At 70.4% G+C, this 16,231-nt stretch carries 14 protein-coding genes; 4 read left to right on the top strand and 10 right to left on the bottom strand.

Annotation, left to right across the window (positions count from 1 at the left end):
• Positions 1-53: 53 nt before the first annotated feature.
• The gene (gene pheA / locus KYX17_RS22260; RefSeq protein ID WP_243229600.1) at positions 54-1,004 is read right to left on the bottom strand and encodes a prephenate dehydratase; all 951 of its coding nucleotides are present in this window, start codon (positions 1,002-1,004) and stop codon (positions 54-56) included.
• Between the two features lie 62 nt (positions 1,005-1,066).
• Here pheA and pgm point away from each other — a divergent pair, with 62 nt between their 5' ends.
• Positions 1,067-2,710, top strand: a complete 1,644-nt coding sequence (gene pgm, locus KYX17_RS22255) for a phosphoglucomutase (alpha-D-glucose-1,6-bisphosphate-dependent) (protein ID WP_243229599.1) — start codon at positions 1,067-1,069, stop codon at positions 2,708-2,710.
• A gap of 317 nt (positions 2,711-3,027) precedes the next feature.
• On the opposite strand, the gene KYX17_RS22250 is transcribed toward pgm, so the two are convergent.
• From KYX17_RS22250 to KYX17_RS22215, 8 genes are all read right to left on the bottom strand, one after another.
• Entirely contained in the window at positions 3,028-4,119 is a 1,092-nt protein-coding gene (locus KYX17_RS22250) for a glycerate kinase (RefSeq protein WP_243229905.1), read from the bottom strand.
• A gap of 278 nt (positions 4,120-4,397) precedes the next feature.
• The gene (locus KYX17_RS22245; RefSeq protein ID WP_243229598.1) at positions 4,398-5,429 is read right to left on the bottom strand and encodes a LacI family DNA-binding transcriptional regulator; all 1,032 of its coding nucleotides are present in this window, start codon (positions 5,427-5,429) and stop codon (positions 4,398-4,400) included.
• A 132-nt stretch (positions 5,430-5,561) separates the two neighbouring features.
• Entirely contained in the window at positions 5,562-6,317 is a 756-nt protein-coding gene (locus tag KYX17_RS22240; protein ID WP_243229597.1) for a sugar phosphate isomerase/epimerase, read from the bottom strand.
• Positions 6,318-6,406: 89 nt separating this feature from the next.
• A complete protein-coding gene (locus KYX17_RS22235) occupies positions 6,407-7,258 on the bottom strand; it encodes a sugar phosphate isomerase/epimerase (RefSeq protein ID WP_243229596.1) in 852 nt (283 codons plus the stop codon).
• 145 nt (positions 7,259-7,403) lie between these two features.
• Positions 7,404-8,564: a dihydrodipicolinate synthase family protein gene (locus tag KYX17_RS22230; protein ID WP_243229595.1), complete on the bottom strand. Its 1,161-nt coding sequence runs from the start codon at positions 8,562-8,564 to the stop codon at positions 7,404-7,406.
• Positions 8,564-9,724: a Gfo/Idh/MocA family protein gene (locus KYX17_RS22225; protein WP_243229594.1), complete on the bottom strand. Its 1,161-nt coding sequence runs from the start codon at positions 9,722-9,724 to the stop codon at positions 8,564-8,566. The genes KYX17_RS22230 and KYX17_RS22225 overlap by 1 nt, the downstream gene beginning before the upstream one ends.
• A gap of 154 nt (positions 9,725-9,878) precedes the next feature.
• Positions 9,879-10,448, bottom strand: a complete 570-nt coding sequence (locus tag KYX17_RS22220; RefSeq protein WP_243229593.1) for a hypothetical protein — start codon at positions 10,446-10,448, stop codon at positions 9,879-9,881.
• Positions 10,449-10,459: 11 nt separating this feature from the next.
• Entirely contained in the window at positions 10,460-10,879 is a 420-nt protein-coding gene (locus KYX17_RS22215; RefSeq protein ID WP_243229592.1) for a DUF4383 domain-containing protein, read from the bottom strand.
• A 179-nt stretch (positions 10,880-11,058) separates the two neighbouring features.
• Between KYX17_RS22215 and KYX17_RS22210 the strand changes: the two genes are divergently transcribed.
• Positions 11,059-12,063, top strand: coding sequence for a LacI family DNA-binding transcriptional regulator (locus tag KYX17_RS22210; protein ID WP_243229591.1), 1,005 nt, complete (start codon positions 11,059-11,061; stop codon positions 12,061-12,063).
• Positions 12,064-12,121: 58 nt separating this feature from the next.
• On the opposite strand, the gene KYX17_RS22205 is transcribed toward KYX17_RS22210, so the two are convergent.
• On the bottom strand, positions 12,122-13,642 hold the full coding sequence (locus KYX17_RS22205) for an alpha-N-arabinofuranosidase (protein WP_243229590.1): 1,521 nt from the start codon (positions 13,640-13,642) through the stop codon (positions 12,122-12,124).
• A gap of 82 nt (positions 13,643-13,724) precedes the next feature.
• Between KYX17_RS22205 and KYX17_RS22200 the strand changes: the two genes are divergently transcribed.
• Together KYX17_RS22200 and KYX17_RS22195 are read left to right on the top strand one after the other, a co-directional pair.
• Positions 13,725-14,726 carry a LacI family DNA-binding transcriptional regulator gene (locus KYX17_RS22200; RefSeq protein ID WP_243229589.1) on the top strand — a complete coding sequence of 334 codons (1,002 nt, stop codon included), beginning with the start codon at positions 13,725-13,727 and terminating at the stop codon, positions 14,724-14,726.
• Between the two features lie 163 nt (positions 14,727-14,889).
• Positions 14,890-16,182: an ABC transporter substrate-binding protein gene (locus KYX17_RS22195; RefSeq protein WP_243229588.1), complete on the top strand. Its 1,293-nt coding sequence runs from the start codon at positions 14,890-14,892 to the stop codon at positions 16,180-16,182.
• Positions 16,183-16,231 lie beyond the last annotated feature (49 nt).

The raw sequence follows: 16,231 nt of genomic DNA, 5'->3' as shown, positions 1-16,231 counted from the left end.
TCGCGCCATCCTCGCGCCGAAGCCTCTCGTCCCGGCCGGACGCTCGACTGGACTTATGTCTCGGGCTCGCCGGACAGCAGTCCGCGCAGCCAGTCGCGCGCCTCGACGAACACGTCGTCGGAGTAGCGGTCCGGGTACTGGACGATCTGGCGATCCGCACGCGGATAGGAGCCGAGGAACACCACGCGCGGACTGAACCGGCGGATGCCGAGCAGAGCGTCCGCCATGCGCTCATCCTGCACGTGCCCGTCGGCGTCGATCACGAAGCGATAGCGGCCCAGCTCATCGCCGATCGGACGCGACTCGATCAGCGACAGGTTGATGCCGCGCGTCGAGAACTGCTCGAGCATCTCGAGCAGCGAGCCGGGGTGGTCGTGCGGCAGCTCGACGATGAGCGAGGTCTTGTCCGCCCCCGTGGGCGAGGGCGGCAGGGTCGTCCGGGTCACGAGCACGAACCGCGTCACGGCCTGCTGGTTGTCGCCGATGCCCTCAGCGAGCACTTCGACGTCGTAGTGCTGCACGATGCCCGGTGCGGCGATCGCCGCCTGCGCAGGGCTCGAGCCGTGCAGCACCCCGATCGCGGACGCGACGTTGCTGGCGGCCGGCACGTGCGAGTGTTTCGGCAGATTCTCGCCGAGCCAGCCGTGGCACTGGGCGTACGCGACCGGATGCGCGGCGATCACGCTGACGTCCTCGAGCTTGGTCCCCGGCGGAGCCACCAGCACGAAGTTCACCCGGACCAGGTACTCCCCGATGATGCGGAGTCCTGGGAGGGTAGCAAGCGCGTCCTGCGTCGTGGAGACGCCGCCCTCGATCGAGTTCTCGATCGCGATCATGGCGGCGTGGCTGCGCCCCTCGAGCACGTCGGCGAGCGCCTCGCCGACGTTGTGCACGGCCCGCCAGTCCTGACCTCGCGCCTCGGCCACCTGATCGAGCGCCGCCTCGGTGAAGGTGCCGGCTGGTCCGAGATAGCTGTAGGTGCGCCGTTCAGTCACGCGTTTCACCTTAGCCCTCCCGTCACGGACACGAACGTGCACGGCCGCACGGTTGGGGGCAGACTGGTCCTATGACGAGCCGAGCCGGCCTCCCCGCGGAGGAAAGTGACCTCATCGACGTCGACGCGCTGATCGCCGCGTACTACGACCGCCACCCGGATCCCTCCGATCCGACGCAGCGGGTCGCCTTCGGGACGAGCGGCCACCGCGGCTCCGCCCTGTCCGGCAGCTTCAACGAGAACCACATCCTCGCCACCACGCAGGCCATCGTCGACTACCGCACGGCGCAGGGCATCACAGGCCCGCTGTTCCTCGGCCGCGACACCCACGCCCTGTCCCTTCCCGCCGAGCGCACGGCGATCGAGGTGCTCGTGGCGAACGGCGTCGACCTCCGCGTGGACGCCCGCGACTCCTGGGTGCCGACGCCCGCCCTGAGTCACGCGATCCTCACCCACAACCGCCGCACGAACTCGGAAGTCACCGGTCAGGCGGACGGCATCGTCGTCACCCCGTCGCACAACCCTCCCCGCGACGGCGGCTTCAAGTACAACCCTCCGCACGGCGGCCCCGCCGACACCGACGCCACCGGCTGGATCGCCGACCGAGCGAACGCCCTGCTCGAAGCGGGGCTGGAGGGCGTGAAGAAGGAGAGCTTCGCCGACATCGACTGGGATGCGCTGCCCAGCTACGACTTCCGCGACGCGTACGTCCGCGACCTCGAGTCGATCATCGACGTCGAGGCCATCAAGCGCGCCGGCGTGCGCATCGGCGCCGACCCGCTCGGCGGTGCGTCAGTGGACTACTGGGCGCTCATCAAGGAGGTCTACGACCTCGACCTCACGGTCGTGAACCCCGAGGTCGACCCGACGTGGCGGTTCATGACGCTGGACTGGGACGAGAAGATCCGGATGGATCCGTCCTCGCCCTCGGCGATGGCCTCACTGGTGGCGCGCCGCGGCGACTTCGACGTGCTCACGGGCAACGACGCGGATGCCGACCGCCACGGCATCGTGACTCCGGACGCGGGGCTGATGAACCCGAACCACTATCTCGCCGTCGCGATCGACTACCTGTTCTCGCACCGGTCGCAGTGGCCCCGGGATGCCGCGATCGGCAAGACGCTCGTGTCGTCCATGATCATCGACCGGGTGGCGGAATCCCTCGGCCGGCGCCTGCTCGAGGTGCCGGTCGGGTTCAAGTGGTTCGTGCCGGGGCTGCTCGACGGGACGGTCGCGTTCGGGGGCGAGGAGTCCGCCGGCGCTTCGTTCCTGCGCGAGGACGGCTCGGTCTGGTCGACCGACAAGGACGGCATCCTGCTCTGCCTGCTCGCGGCCGAGATGATCGCCGTGACCGGGAAGACGCCGTCGGAGCGCTATCGCGAGCTGGAGGAGGCGTTCGGCGCGTCCGCTTATCGGCGCGTGGACGCTCCGGCGACGCCCGACGAGAAGGCGACGCTGGGCCGGCTGACTCCGGATGCCGTGACCGCCGGGACCTTGGCCGGAGAGCCGATCACCGCGAAGCTCTCCCATGCGCCGGGGAACGGTGCCGCGATCGGCGGTCTCAAGGTGCAGACCGAGCACGCATGGTTCGCGGCTCGCCCCTCCGGCACCGAGGACGTCTACAAGCTGTACGCCGAGAGCCTGCAGGGCCCCGAGCACCTCGCGCAGGTGCAGGAGGAGGCACGAGCCGTGGTGAGCGAGGCGCTCCGCGGCTGACGCGCCTGCGCTCGGCCTTACCCGCTCGTGGAGCGAGGAGTCGAAACGCGCGAGTTACTGGGGACGGTCACCCCGTTTCGACTCGCTCCGCTCGCTCAACGAACGAGAAGGCGGCGACGAGTCGGGCGTCTCCAGTCCCGTTCGGGGCCTTCCCCTCCGCTCGTTGAGCGACGAGCGAAGCGAGGAGTCGAAACGGGCGAGCTACTGAGGACCGGTCACCGCGTTTCGACTCGCTCCGCTCGCTCAACGAACGAGAAGGGGGCGCTCGCGCACCGAACGAGGAGGGCGAGCGCCCTCGAGGGGCGAGACGGGTGCGCTCAGCGAATGGCGAGGGCGGCGCCGGCGGCGCGCAGCCAGCGCTCGGCCTCGGTCTGAGCCGCCTCGGCGGACCCTGCGAGGTCCGTGAGCGATGCGGATGCCGCGAAAGCACCCGTGTCGGCATCGGGCGTGATGCGGCCGGCGACGAGCATCACCGGCACACCGGCATCCGCCGCGAGCTGCGCGACGAACGAGGGGACCTTGCCGTCCCCCGACTGGCCGTCGAACGATCCCTCGCCCGTGATCACGACATCGGCATCGGCGATCGCCTCCGCCAGGCCGATCAACTCGGCCACGGCTCCGGCTCCGGGCGTCAGGGTCGCCCCCCAGGCCACGAGCGCCGCTCCGGCCCCGCCGGCCGCGCCCGTACCCGGAATCTGCGGATCCAGCCCGAGCAGGTTCGCGAGACGTGCGAGCGCGGCATCCACCGTCCGGATGTCCTCGGGATCGGTCAGACCCTTCTGCGGCCCGAAGATCGCCGCCGCTCCGCGCTCGCCGGTCAGCGGGTTCGTGACATCCGTGAGCACGCGGGCATCCGGCGCTCCCCACAACCCCACGCGGTCCACGGCGGCCACGGCGCACAGTCCGGCGGCCCCGGATGCGACCGGCGAGCCGTCTGTGTCGAGGAACCGCGCGCCCAGCGCCGTGAGCAGGCCGATCCCGCCGTCGGTCGACGCGCTCGACCCGATCCCGAGGACGAGCCTCGAGACCCCGGCATCCAGCGCCGCCGCGATCGCCTGGCCGAAGCCGGTGGTGTCGGCATCCCACGGGCGCAGCTCGTCGAGCAGCTCGATCCCGGAGGTCGAAGCCAGATCGACCACCCCCGTCCCGCGCGGCGCGTCCGGCGTCGGCGGAAGCCACAGCCAGCTGCTCTCGATCGGCACGCCGGCTGGTCCGTCGACGAACAGGGAATGACGCTGCGCACCGTCGACAGCCGCCTCGAAGGCCGCGACGGTGCCCTCGCCGCCGTCGGCCATCGGGCGCAGCACGAACTCCGCACCGTGCTCGACCTCGCTCCAGCCCTCGGCGAGCGCCCGCGCCGCGTCGGCAGCCGAGATCGACCCCTTGAAGCTGTCCGGGGCGATGACGATGCGGCGGGGCCCGCGAGCGCTTCGGGTCGCACTTTCCGCCGTTTCCGAGGCGATGACGTCCGTTCCGGTCGCAGTAGTTGCCGCTTCCGCCGCCGCGAAGCGGCCTGAATCGCGACCGGACCCAATAGCCGCTGCATTGAAACGGCCTGGATCGCGACCGGAACCGACAGCCGCGGACCCCGGCACCTCCGCCTGCGACACCGACTCCACGGATCGGGTCTCGTGCGCTGCGGCATCCGGACCGGAGCTGCCCGGAACCCGACCGGAATCGGCGCCGCTCACGGCGTGCTCTCGCGGACGACGACCTCGAGCTCGATGGGGGTCTGCGTCCAGTCCTCGTCGACCGTCGCGCGGAACGCCTGGTAGCCGACTTCGCTCAGCGGCACGCGCACCGTCGTCAGCGGCGGCGACACGTCGAGGCTCGCCGGCACATCGTCGAAGCCGCACACGGCGATGTCGGAGCCGACTTCGCGCCCGGCATCCCGGATCGCCGACATCGCACCGATCGCGACGACGTCGCTCATGCCGAAGACCAGCGTCCCCGGTTCGACCCCGTCGGCCAGCGCTGCCGCCATCGCGGTCACGCCCGACTCCCGTGCGAAGCCGGCGCGGTACACGCGGTCGGCCGTCCCTCCGCCGGCGGCGAAGCCGGCCTGGAAGCCGGCGATGCGGTCGTCGGACGTGCGGATGCCCTCGGCCGCGGCCAGCACGACGGCGGAGCGGTAGCCGCTGGCGGCCATCTCCTCGCCCAGCATCCGGGCGCCGGCGACGTTGTCGATCTGCACGACCCGCTCTCCGGCGACGCTGCCGCCGAAGGACACCACGCGTCCGCCGAGCCGCGCGAACGCTTCGACCTCGTCATGCATCGCGGTGTCCTCATCGCCGCGGGACGCCGCGAGGATCAGACCCTGCGGTCGCTGCCCGCGGAGGGCCTTGACGAGACGCAGCTCGCGCTCGGGGTCGCGCTCGGTGACGGCGATCGTCACGATGAGGCCCTGCTCGTCGGCCCCGCGCGCGACTCCCGAGGCGATGAGCCCGAAGTACGGGTCGGCGATGTCCGCGACGAGCAGCGCGATCACGGACGAGGTGCCGCGCACGGTGGCCTGCGCGAGGATGTTCGTCGTGTAGCCGAGCTTCTCGGCCGCCTGACGCACGCGCTCGCGGTTCTCGTCCTTGACGTTGCGCACCGAGCCGTTCAGGGCCCGGGATGCCGTGGCGAGCGAGACGCCGGCCTCGCGCGCGACATCGTGCAGCGTCGGGGTCGCGCCGCGCCCGGGCCGCGCCGCCGGGGTGTCCTGAGCGGGGGTCATGCTCCCGAGCCTACTGTCCGGGACGTTTCCACGACTCCGCACAACCGGACATCCGCAACGGCCCGGTTCGCCGCGTTCGGCGCCGACCGTCGCGCGCGAGCACCCGCCCGCGAGGAGTCAGGAACATCCGGCTCACGCATCGCGCCACGACCTCAGCGTGGCGGCCTCGCGCGCGAGCACGGCCGGGTCGTCGCCGGGCACGAACTCGAGCAGCGCGTCACTCGGCCTGCTGGAGGAGCGGGATGCCGCGGCGAAGAACTCCCGCCACAACCCCGCGCGCTCGGCCAGCGGCAGGCGTTCGCCCCGCGGCCACCAGGAGAACACGTGCACGGCGCTGACGCGGTCGGCCAGCGCCCGGTACTCGTCCACCGCGACGGCGTCCGGCGCGCCGACGGTCGGCTGCCAGTACGTGCGCAGGGCCGGATGGTCGACCTCGTCGAGCACGCGCCGCGTCTCAGTGGCTGTGTCGGCGAGCGTCCCGCCATGGAACTCCAGCCCGAGCTCCAGCCCGCGCCCGGATGCCGCCTCCACCGCATCCCGTAGCCGATCGATCGTCCGCGCGCGCTCCGGCGCGGAGGCGTCGGCCGACCCCGCTGACCCCGCCCACACCCGGATGCGGGTCGCGCCGAGGGCCTCGGCGCTGTCGAGCACCGGTGCGATGTCGTCGCCCTCGGCAGCCCGGAAATACGACCCGTAGGAGGCGACGGCGAGCCCGGCATCCGCGGTCAGCGCGGCGACGCGTCCGGCCGTGGCGACATCACCGGCAGGGACGTGCACGTCGCCGCCCCACTCGATCGACTCGAGCCCCGCCTCCGCGGCCGCCGTCACGATCGCCGCGGCGTCCAGGCTGCGGAACGTCACCGAGCAGAGTCCGATCCTGATCGTCATGCCTCCAGCATCCTTCCTTCTCGCGCGTCCGTGCCACTCCGCCGGCACCGAACGCGGTTCCGTGGCGCAGGCGGAGCGGCGCGGACCGGTCAGAGGTGCGGGGCCACCACGGCGTCGAAGGACGCCGCCGTGCGGCGCACGACCTCGGCGTAGTCGGTCGCCCAGATGTCCTCGTTGAACAGCTCCACCTCGATGTCGCCGGTGTATCCGGCCTCGACCACCGCGCGCGTCAGGGTCGCGAAGTCGATCACGCCGTCCCCCGGATAGTGCCGGCTGAGCAGCACGTCGGCGGCGAGCGGCGTCTTCCAGTCGCACACCTGATAGGTGGCGATGCGCCCCTCGCGCCCCGCGCGCGCGATCTGCTCGAGCACCTGCGGGTCCCAGAAGATGTGGAACGTGTCCACGGTCGCCCCGACCACTGACGCGTCGAAGTCCGCGGCGATGTCCAGCGCCTGGCCGAGCGTCGAGACGACGCAGCGGTCCGAGACGTACATCGGATGCAGCGGCTCGATCGCGAGGGTCACCCCGGCGGCTGCGGCATCCGGCACGAGCTCGCCGATCGCATCGCGCACGCGTTCGCGGGCACCGGCGATGTCACGCGAGCCCTCCGGCAGCCCGCCAGCGACGAGCACGAGGATCGCGGTCGACCCCTCGGCGCCGGCGGCGGCCAGCGTCGCGGTCTCCTCGATCGCACGGCGGTTGTCGTCCAACGCCGCGACGCGGGCCGCGCCGTCGGACAGCGTGAAGAAGCCGCCACGGCAGTGCGTCGTGAAGCGCAGCCCGGAGTCGGTCAGCATCGACGCCGCGGTGTCCAGGCCGACGGCGTTCACCGGCTCGCGCCAGAGGCCGATCGCCTCGACACCGCCGGCGACCGTCGCGCTGAGTGCCTCGGCGAGGTCGGCGTACTTGATCGTGGCCTGGTTGATCGACAGGCGGCTCACAGTCCGGCTCCGTTCGTGCGGTTCTGGCGGCCGGCCGGGGTCACCTGTCGGGAGGCATCCCGGATTACGGGGCATCCGGCGGCATTTCGCCCGACATCCGGGAAATCTCCTGACATTCGCGCCTGATGAGCGTCGGGCCGAACGGTCATGCGTCCACCCCGTTCAGGCGCAGCATCCCGTGCCAGCGCTTGCGCGCGAGCTCCGGCTGCTCCAGAGCGAGCGACGCGTTGGCGAGCTCCACGATCCGCGAGAGGTGCGGCAGGCTCCGCGCCGAGTGCAGCCCTCCCACCATCTGGAAAGCCGGCTGGTGGCCGTTGAGCCAGGACAGGAAGGCGACGCCGGTCTTGTAGTAGAACGTCGGGGCGGCGAACACCTGACGGCTGAGCTCCTCGGTCGGTCCGAGGATGCGCTCGTAGGCCGCGGCGTCTCCGGCATCCAGAGCCTGGATCGCGGCGGAGGCGACCGGGGTGATCGCGGCGAACGCGCCCAGCAGCGCGTCGGAGTGGCCCTCCGCGGAGTCCCCGATGAGCCCGACGTAGTTGAAGTCGTCCCCGGTGAACATGCGCACGCCCTCGGGCAACCGCGAGCGCACCGAGATCTCGCTCTCGGCGTTCAGCAGGCTCATCTTTACGCCCGCGACCTTGCCGGGGTTCTCGGCGATGATGTCGAGCAGCACGCCCGACGCGGTCTGCCAGTCGGACGCCCCGAAGTAGCCCTCGAGCTCGGGGTCGAACGCGGTGCCGAGCCAGTGGAGCACGACCGGGGTCGTCGCGCGCGACAGCACCGCCCGGTAGACCCGGCGGTAGTCGTCGGCGGACTCGGCGACCCGAGCGAGATGACGTGACGCCATCAGCACCGGTCCGGCACCCTGTTCCTCGGTGAACTCGAGCTGCGAGACGTACGCGTCGATCACCTGATCGAGCGAGATGCGCGTCTCGTCGACGTGGTCGGTGTTGACGCCGACCACGACCGAGCCGCCCTCCTCGCGGGCGACCTCGGCGCTGCGGGAGATGAGCTCGCGCGTGGCCGCGGCATCCAGTCCCATGTTGCGCTGGGCCGTGTCCATCGCGTCGGCGACGCCCAGACCCCAGGAGTACACGTTGCGGCGGAACGCCAGCGTGGAGTCCCAGTCGATGTCGGCGGGCTGGCCGGGAGTGTTGTCGGCATGCACCTTCGGCACGACGTGCGCGGCGGCGTACGCGACACGGCTCTGAAGCGACGAGGACGGACGCGTGTACGCCCCGGAGTCGTTGAGCTCGGCATCCGACAGCGCTCCGGATGCCGAGAGAAGACGGAGCGTCGACATCAGAGCGACAGCTTCTCGATCGCGACCTTGCGGCCCTCGGCGCTGGATGCCAGGCCCGCTTCGGCGAACTGGACGCCGCGGGCACCGGCGAGAAGGTCGAACGGGTAGTCCGTGCCGAGCGCGTAGGACTCCAGATACTCCTCCCACTGCTGACGGAAGCCGTTGAGGAGCACGTCGTTCGTCGGCACCTTCTGCCAGTCGGCGTCGTAGTCGTGGGTGTCTTCGATGTCGGGGTTCCAGACCGGCTTCGGAGTGGCGTTGCGCGGCTGGATCTTCGCACCGAACAGGCCGACCACGGCCGACCCGTGCGTGCCGTCCACCTGGAACTCGACGAGCTCGTCGCGGTTCACCCGGACGGTCCAGGAGGAGTTGATCTCGGCGATGATGCCGCCGTCGAGCTCGAAGATGCCGTAGGCGGCATCCTCGGCGGTGGCGGTGTAGTGCTCGCCCTTCTCGTCCCAGCGGTCGGCGATGTGCACCGCTGCCTGCGCGTAGACGCTCTTCACCTCGCCGAAGAGGTTCTCCAGCACGTAGTTCCAGTGCGGGAACATGTCGGTGATGATGCCGCCGCCGTCCTCGGTGCGGTAGTTCCAGCTCGGGCGCTGGGCGGGCTGCCAGTCGCCCTCGAACACCCAGTAGCCGAACTCGCCGCGGACCGACAGGATGCGACCGAAGAAGCCGGAGTCGATCAGGCGCTTGAGCTTCTGGAGTCCGGGGAGGTAGAGCTTGTCATGCACGACACCGGTCTTGACCCCGGCCGCCTGGGCGAGTCGAGCCAACTCGACGGCCTCCTCGAGCGACTCCGCGGTCGGCTTCTCGGTGTAGATCGCCTTGCCTGCGGCGATCGCCTTGCGGATCGCGGATGCCCGGGCCTTCGTCACGAGGAAGTCGGCGTAGATCTCCCACTTCTCGTCGGCGAGGGCCGCGTCGAGGTCGGTGGTGTAGTCCTCGATGCCGTGCTTGGCGGCGAGTTCGGCGAGCTTCTGCTCGCTGCGGCCGACGAGGATCGGCTTGACCGTGACCCGCGTGCCGTCGGAGAGCTCGATTCCACCCTGATCGCGGATCGCGAGGATCGAACGCACCAGGTGCTGCCGGTAGCCCATGCGTCCGGAGACGCCGTTCATGATGATCCCGATCTCGCGGGTCGTCGCCTGTGACATTGGATTCCGTTCGTAGGAGACGGCATCCGGATCGGGATGCCGAGGTAAACGCTTTCCGTTAGTGTGCCACGGCAGTGGATCCTGACGCAAGCAGGTCGGTCTCGGACCGACCGCCGTAGGACGCGAACGACCTCGCGGAGAGCCCGACTCCGGATCAGTGATGGTGCCCGGTGTCCGGGATCACCACATCCCCGCCCGCGGGAGCGAGATTCCCCGCCTCGACAGCGGCGAGTGCGGGCGTCACGATCGCCGCCGCCAGCACAGCGGCGATCGCCAGCTCCGCCATGCGCACCCGCCCCGGAGCGGCGCCCTTGCTCGACCGTCCTCGCGGTGCGCGACGCTCACGCCCGCACGCGATGCCGACCACGGCGAGCAGAGCGATCGCCGGCGCGACCGCGAGGATGCCCATCCGCACCGGGTCGAGGACGAAGGCGAGGATCGCCAGGGCGGCGGCGGCCGCCGCGGCGCCGAGGCCGACTCGCGGAGCGACGATCCGGCCGACGACCAGCGCAGCCGTCCCCCAGCCGATGAAGGCGGCTCCGGCGCCCACCAATGCCATGGCCACACCCCGGACCGGCGGCGCGATCTCCGCCGCAGTCGAGGCCCCCGCACCGAGTGCGAGCAGGATGAGTCCACCGCCCCACGCCGCGATCGAGGGCCAAGATGCCACCGCCACGCCCTGCCGGGGCGCGGCGGTGGCGGTCACCAGCGGACGGGTCGACATCGCCGCGCCCGTCAGGCCGTCCGCCCCGACGCGAGCCTGTCAGCGGAACGGTCGGTCGCGATGCCGACGCCCAGCAGCACGATCGCGCTCGCGAGGTGGAGGAAGTGATCGAACGTGTTCAACGCGAGGATGTTCAACGCGGTGCCGACGAGGAAGAACCCGACGATGCCGAGCAGAAGATACGCGGCCCCGACGACGATGTTCACCGCTTTCGCCGCGCGCGCGGACATCAGCCCCGCGACGAGAAGCGCGGCGCCGATCAGCAGGTGGGCCACGTTGTGCAGCGGGTTGACCATGAAGATGCCGAGAAGCAGGCCTCCCTCCGTCGCGAGGAACCCCACACCCCCGGTGACGGCGAAGCCGAGCAGGCCGACGAGGATGTAGACCGCGCCGAAGACCGTGGCGACGAGGCGGTTCGGGGAAGAGCTCATGATGGACCTCCTTGTTCCTGTGCGGCCGGTGCCGCATCTACAGGAGCTTCGGAGGCCGGCGCCGATCGGATTGCCCGATCCTCGCCGCGGCGACGGAGATCCTCAGCCGCCGCGTGCGCCGACCCGATGCGGAAAGCGCCTACCATGACCAGGGAGACCGGCCGACGAGGGAGGGCGAGATGAAGCGGGTGGGCATCCGGGATGTCGCCGAGCTCGCGGGCGTGTCGATCAGCACGGTGTCGAACGCGCTGAACCGTCCCGGTCGGGTCAGCGAGGAGCTCGCGCAGCGCGTGCGCGAGGCCAGTGATCGTCTCGGCTATGTCCCGCTCCAGGCGGCGCAGCAGCTGCGGGTCGGACGCAGCGCGCTGCTCGGCATGACCGTGATCAACATCACGAACCCCTTCTTCGCGGACCTGGTCGCCGGCGCCGAGGAGGTCGCGTCGGATGCGGGGCTACGCATTCTCGTCGGCAACGCCAACGATGACATCGCCAAGGAGCTGGAGTACCTCGAGCTGTTCGACCGGGTCCAGGTCGAGGGCGTGTTGGTCAGTCCCTTCGGTCCGATCGAGCCCTGGCAGCAGCGCGTGCGCGATCGCCGGATGCCGGTCGTGCTGGTCGATGCGGTGGACGACGACGCCGTGCTGCCGTCCGTCTCGCTCGACGATGTCGCCGGCGGACGGCTGGCCGCCGAGCATCTCATCGACATCGGATGCCGGCGACTCGCCTTCGTCGGCGCACGGCAGGAGGTTCGGCAGGTGCGCGAGCGCCTGGCCGGCGCTCAGCTCGCCGTCGACGCGCACCCGGGAATCTCGCTGGAGCCGATCTGGACCACGAGCGCCACGACCGGGCGCGGGCTGGCGTTCGCCGACGAGCTCGCCGATCGGCGGCCCGACGACCGCCCGGACGGCGTCGTCTCCTCGAACGATCACCTCGCGATGGGGCTGGTGCACGGGCTCACCGCCCGCGGCATCCGCGTTCCGCAGGACATCGCGGTCGTCGGCTACGACGACATCGAGTTCGCCGCCATCGCGACTGTCCCGCTGACCTCGGTGCGCCAGCCGGCTCGCGAGATGGGCCGCGCCGCGGCCGAACTGCTCATCTCCCGCATCGCCGGCACCGAGGCCCCCGACCTCGCGAACGTCGTCTATCAGCCCGAGCTCGTGGTCCGCGCATCGACCTCATAGCCCGAGAGCCCCCTCCGACCGAGTGGAGCACGCGAACGGAACGCCTCGAGCGGCTCGGTCACGCCAGTTCCAGTGACACCGTCGCGTACGCGTGCGCAGGCAGATCGATCTCGAGCCCCCGCTCGTGACGACGGATGGCGTCGAGAACCACCGGCGTCACGGCATCCGGGTTCTCCGGAGTGTTGTGCGCCGACACCGAGTCCGCGGTGAGGACGCGGCCGCTGAACCCGGTGACCGCCGCTCCGCGCAGGTCGAGGACGACCGTGCGCGGGCGGTCGGCGTCCAGGTTCGACAGCGAGACGAGCGCCGTGCCGTCCTTGGTGGATGCCGAGGCCGACAGCAGGGGAAGATCGCGCCCGTCGCTCTCCCTGGTCTCGCCATCGACGACGTGCGCCGCCAGCGCCCGCGCGTCGTGGTGGCCGGTGTTCATCGCGAAGACGTGGAAGGTCGGGGTCTTCACGAGGGCCCCGGTGTCGGGGTCCGTGAGCAGCATCGCCTGCAGCACGTTGACGGTCTGCGCGATGTTGGCCATCACGAGACGGTCGGCGTGGCGGTGGAACGCGTCGAAGTGGACACTCGCGACCAGGGCGTCCCGGAGCGTGTTCTGCTGGTACAGGAACCCGGGGTTCGTCCCCGGCTCGACATCCCACCAGGTGCCCCACTCGTCCAGGACGAGACCGACGCGCTTGCGGGGGTCGTGGCGGTCCATGACCGTGCTGTGCCGAGTGAGAAGCTCCTCGATGCGGTAGGCGCGGGACAGCGCGAGGTACCACTCGTCCTCGTCGAACACGGTCGCGGATCCCTTGGCCTCCCACGAGCCGCTCATCGTGTAGTAATGCAGCGACACCGCCTGGTACGGCGAGGATCCCTGGCCGTCGCAGCCGAGGCATCCGAGCGCCTTCATGAGCGTGTCGGTCCAGTCGTAGTCGTCGACGTTCGCGCCGGCCGCGATCCGGTAGACGGTGTTGTCCCCGTGGTCGCGCACGTAGGTCGCGTACTGGCGCGCGAGGTCCGCGTAGGCCTCGGCGCGCATGTTGCCGCCGCAGCCCCAGGCCTCGTTGCCGATGCCGAAGAACGGGACCTTCCACGGCTCGTCCCGGCCGTTGCTGCGGCGCAGGGCCGCCATCGGCGAGTCGTCGCCGCGCGTGAGGTACTCGATCCACTCGCTCATCTCGCGCACGGTGCCCGAGCCGACGTTGCCGTTCACGTACGCATCCGCGCCGAGCAGCTCGCACAGCTGCATGAACTCGTGCGTGCCGAACGAGTTGTCCTCGACGACGTCGCCCCAGTGCGAATTGACCATCCGGGGCCGCTCGTCCCGCGGGCCGATGCCGTCGCGCCAGTGGTAGTCGTCCGCGAAGCAGCCCCCGGGCCAGCGCAGGTTCGGGATGCTCAGCTCGCGCAGCGCCTCGACGACGTCGAGACGGATGCCGCCCTCGTTCGGGATGTCCGAGTCCTCCCCGACGAAGAAGCCGCCGTAGATGCACCGGCCGAGATGCTCGGCGAAGTGGCCGTAGAGGTGGCGGCTGATGGTCGAGCCGGGCAGATCGAGGTCGATGACGACGCGGGTGCTGGGCATGATGTCCTTCTCCAGATGGGGGTCGTCCGGAATTGTAGCGATACAATTCCGATCCGGGCAAGGGACGCGGAAGGATGGGCTGATGGCGACGATCCAGGACGTGGCGAAGGCGGCCGGGGTGTCCCCCATGACCGTCTCGAACGTCCTGAACGGGCATCCGCACGTCCGGGAATCCACGCGGCAGAAGGTGCTGGCCGCGGTCGAGGAGCTCGACTACCGGGTCAACGCCGCGGCCCGCAACCTGCGCACGGGCCGCACCGGCACGATCGGCCTGGCCGTGCCGAACATCGGCGACCACTACTTCGCGCGGCTCGCCGCCCTCGTCGCGACGGTCGCCGGCGAGGAGGGGTACCGCGTCGAGATCGAGCACACGGATGCGCAGCGCGAACGCGAGCTCGAGGCGATGACCCTGTCTCAGAACCGCATGCACGACGGGCTGCTGCTCTCGACCGTCGGACTCGGCCCGCAGGACAAGCACCTGCTGCGCGTCGACTACCCGGTCGTCCTGCTCGGCGAGGGGATCTTCGACAGCCCCCTGGACCACATCGCGATGCCCAACATCGACGGCTCGCGGGCCGCGACAGCACACCTGGTGGCGCAGGGGTCGCGCCGCATCGCCATCATCGACATCCGCTTCGCGCTCTCCGACTCCGTGCGCGACCTGCGGCTCGAGGGCTACCAGCAGGCCCTGCGGGATGCCGGGATCGAGCCGGATCCCCGGCTGTTCTTCGACATCGAGGACTTCACGATGCAGGAGGGCCTGCGCGCCGCCCGGCGCATCGCGTCCTCCGGCCTGCCCGTCGACGGCGTGTTCTGCCCGACGGACGGCGTCGCGATCGGTGCACTGCGCGGCCTCGCGGATGCCGGCATCCGCGTGCCCGAGGACATCCGCGTCATCGGGTTCGACGACCTGCCGGAGAGCGAGTTCCTCACCCCGAGACTGAGTTCCGTCTCTCCCGCGCACGAGGTCACCGCCCGCACGGCGGTGACCTTCCTCCTGGAACGGATCCGCGGCACGGCCCCGGCGGACGCGCGCGAGTTCGTGACGCCGTTCGAACTGCGCGCGCGGGCGTCGACGGCCTGATCGGGGCCGCACCTCTCCCGACGCACTGCTGCTTGCGAAACGTTTTTATCTGAGTTACCGTTGCGGTAAGCGCTTTCCTGCACCGAGGGGCGCGTGCATGATCCCCCACCCGAGACGCCGTCGTTCCGTGGTCCGAACACCGGCGTTCACAGAGAGGACAACGATGTTCAACAAGAAGCGATCGCTGGCCGCCGGCGCGCTGGCCGTCAGCGCGGCCGTCGTCCTGGCCGGCTGCTCCGGCGGCGAGCCCGAGGCCGGAGCGACATACGACCCCGACGAGAAGGTCACGCTCGACCTCGCGTTCTGGGGCAACGACGTGCGCGCCGAGCTCTACAACGAGGTCATCGCCGCATTCAACGAGGAGTACCCGAACATCACGGTGAACTCCTCGTTCCTGGACTTCCCGGCGTTCTGGGAGAAGCGCCAGACCGAAGCGGCGGGCAAGAACCTTCCCGACGTGATGCAGTTCGACTACTCCTACCTGCGCCAGTACGCGCAGAACGGCCTGCTGCTGGACCTCGAGCCCTACCTGGGCTCGGTCATCCAGACCGAACCTCTGGCGCAGAACATCCTCGACATCGGCGTCGTCGACGACACCACGTTCGCGATCCCGACGTCGACGAACGCCTGGGGCATGTACACGAACCCGGTGCTGATCGAGCAGGCCGGCGTCGAAGAGTTCGCCGGCGGCAGCTGGGAGGACTACACCGACTGGATGGCGGACGTCACCGAGGCCTCGGGCGGGTCCTTCTGGGGCGGGAGCGACTACACCGGACGCATCCAGAACTTCGAGCTGCAGCTGCGCGCCGAGGGCTCCTACCTCTTCAGCGAAGACGGCGAGCCCGGCTTCGACGAAGAGCGTCTGACGGAGTTCTGGGAGTCCGGCCAGCGGATCCGCGACGGCATCGGCGTGCCGCAGCAGCGCGTCGAGGAGATCCTGCCGCTCAGCCCGTTCGACACCGCGATCGCCGCGAGCGAGCTGACATGGGACAACTTCGGATCCGGCTACCTCGGCAACCTCGGCGAGGGATACACCGAGCTCGGGCTCGTCGCCCCTCCGGTCACCGAGGAGGGCGCCAAGGACCTGTACCTGAAGCCCTCGATGCTGCACGCCATCGCGGCGAACACCGAGCATCCCGAGGCCGCCGCCACGCTGGTCGACTTCCTCATCAACTCGCCGCAGTCGGGTGAGATCTTCGGCACGAACCGCGGGATCCCGGCATCCGAGACGGCGCTCGAAGCGGCGGACCTCGATCCGCTGAGCCAGCAGATCGCCGACTACGAGGCCTCGATCGCCGACCGCCTCGGAGACGCCCCGCCCGTGCCGATCGTCGGCTTCGGCACGCTCGAGGAGAAGTTCCGTCTGCTGGGCACCGAGCTCAACTTCGGGACCATCACGGTGGAGGACGCGGTGTCGCAGTTCTTCTCCGAGATGGACGTCGTCCTGAACCAGTGAGCCGAGCGGTCCGGGCGCCCTGGGCGCCCGGACCCTCTCCTCATCCTGA

It is taken from the genome of Microbacterium sp. CIAB417 (genome assembly GCF_022788845.1).
The sequence above is the reverse complement of the archived record's forward strand: the minus strand, read 5'-3'. Positions and strand labels throughout refer to the sequence as shown.

What these genes read in the sequence shown, in the direction of transcription:
- pgm (WP_243229599.1), top strand. Translation starts at nt 1,067, where the DNA reads ATGACGAGCCGAGCCGGCCTCCCCGCGGAGGAAAGTGACCTCATCGAC.
- KYX17_RS22245 (WP_243229598.1), bottom strand. Translation starts at nt 5,429, where the DNA reads ATGACCCCCGCTCAGGACACCCCGGCGGCGCGGCCCGGGCGCGGCGCG.
- KYX17_RS22240 (WP_243229597.1), bottom strand. Translation starts at nt 6,317, where the DNA reads ATGACGATCAGGATCGGACTCTGCTCGGTGACGTTCCGCAGCCTGGAC.
- KYX17_RS22230 (WP_243229595.1), bottom strand. Translation starts at nt 8,564, where the DNA reads ATGTCGACGCTCCGTCTTCTCTCGGCATCCGGAGCGCTGTCGGATGCC.
- KYX17_RS22225 (WP_243229594.1), bottom strand. Translation starts at nt 9,724, where the DNA reads ATGTCACAGGCGACGACCCGCGAGATCGGGATCATCATGAACGGCGTC.
- KYX17_RS22220 (WP_243229593.1), bottom strand. Translation starts at nt 10,448, where the DNA reads ATGTCGACCCGTCCGCTGGTGACCGCCACCGCCGCGCCCCGGCAGGGC.
- KYX17_RS22215 (WP_243229592.1), bottom strand. Translation starts at nt 10,879, where the DNA reads ATGAGCTCTTCCCCGAACCGCCTCGTCGCCACGGTCTTCGGCGCGGTC.
- KYX17_RS22210 (WP_243229591.1), top strand. Translation starts at nt 11,059, where the DNA reads ATGAAGCGGGTGGGCATCCGGGATGTCGCCGAGCTCGCGGGCGTGTCG.
- KYX17_RS22205 (WP_243229590.1), bottom strand. Translation starts at nt 13,642, where the DNA reads ATGCCCAGCACCCGCGTCGTCATCGACCTCGATCTGCCCGGCTCGACC.
- KYX17_RS22200 (WP_243229589.1), top strand. Translation starts at nt 13,725, where the DNA reads ATGGCGACGATCCAGGACGTGGCGAAGGCGGCCGGGGTGTCCCCCATG.
- KYX17_RS22195 (WP_243229588.1), top strand. Translation starts at nt 14,890, where the DNA reads ATGTTCAACAAGAAGCGATCGCTGGCCGCCGGCGCGCTGGCCGTCAGC.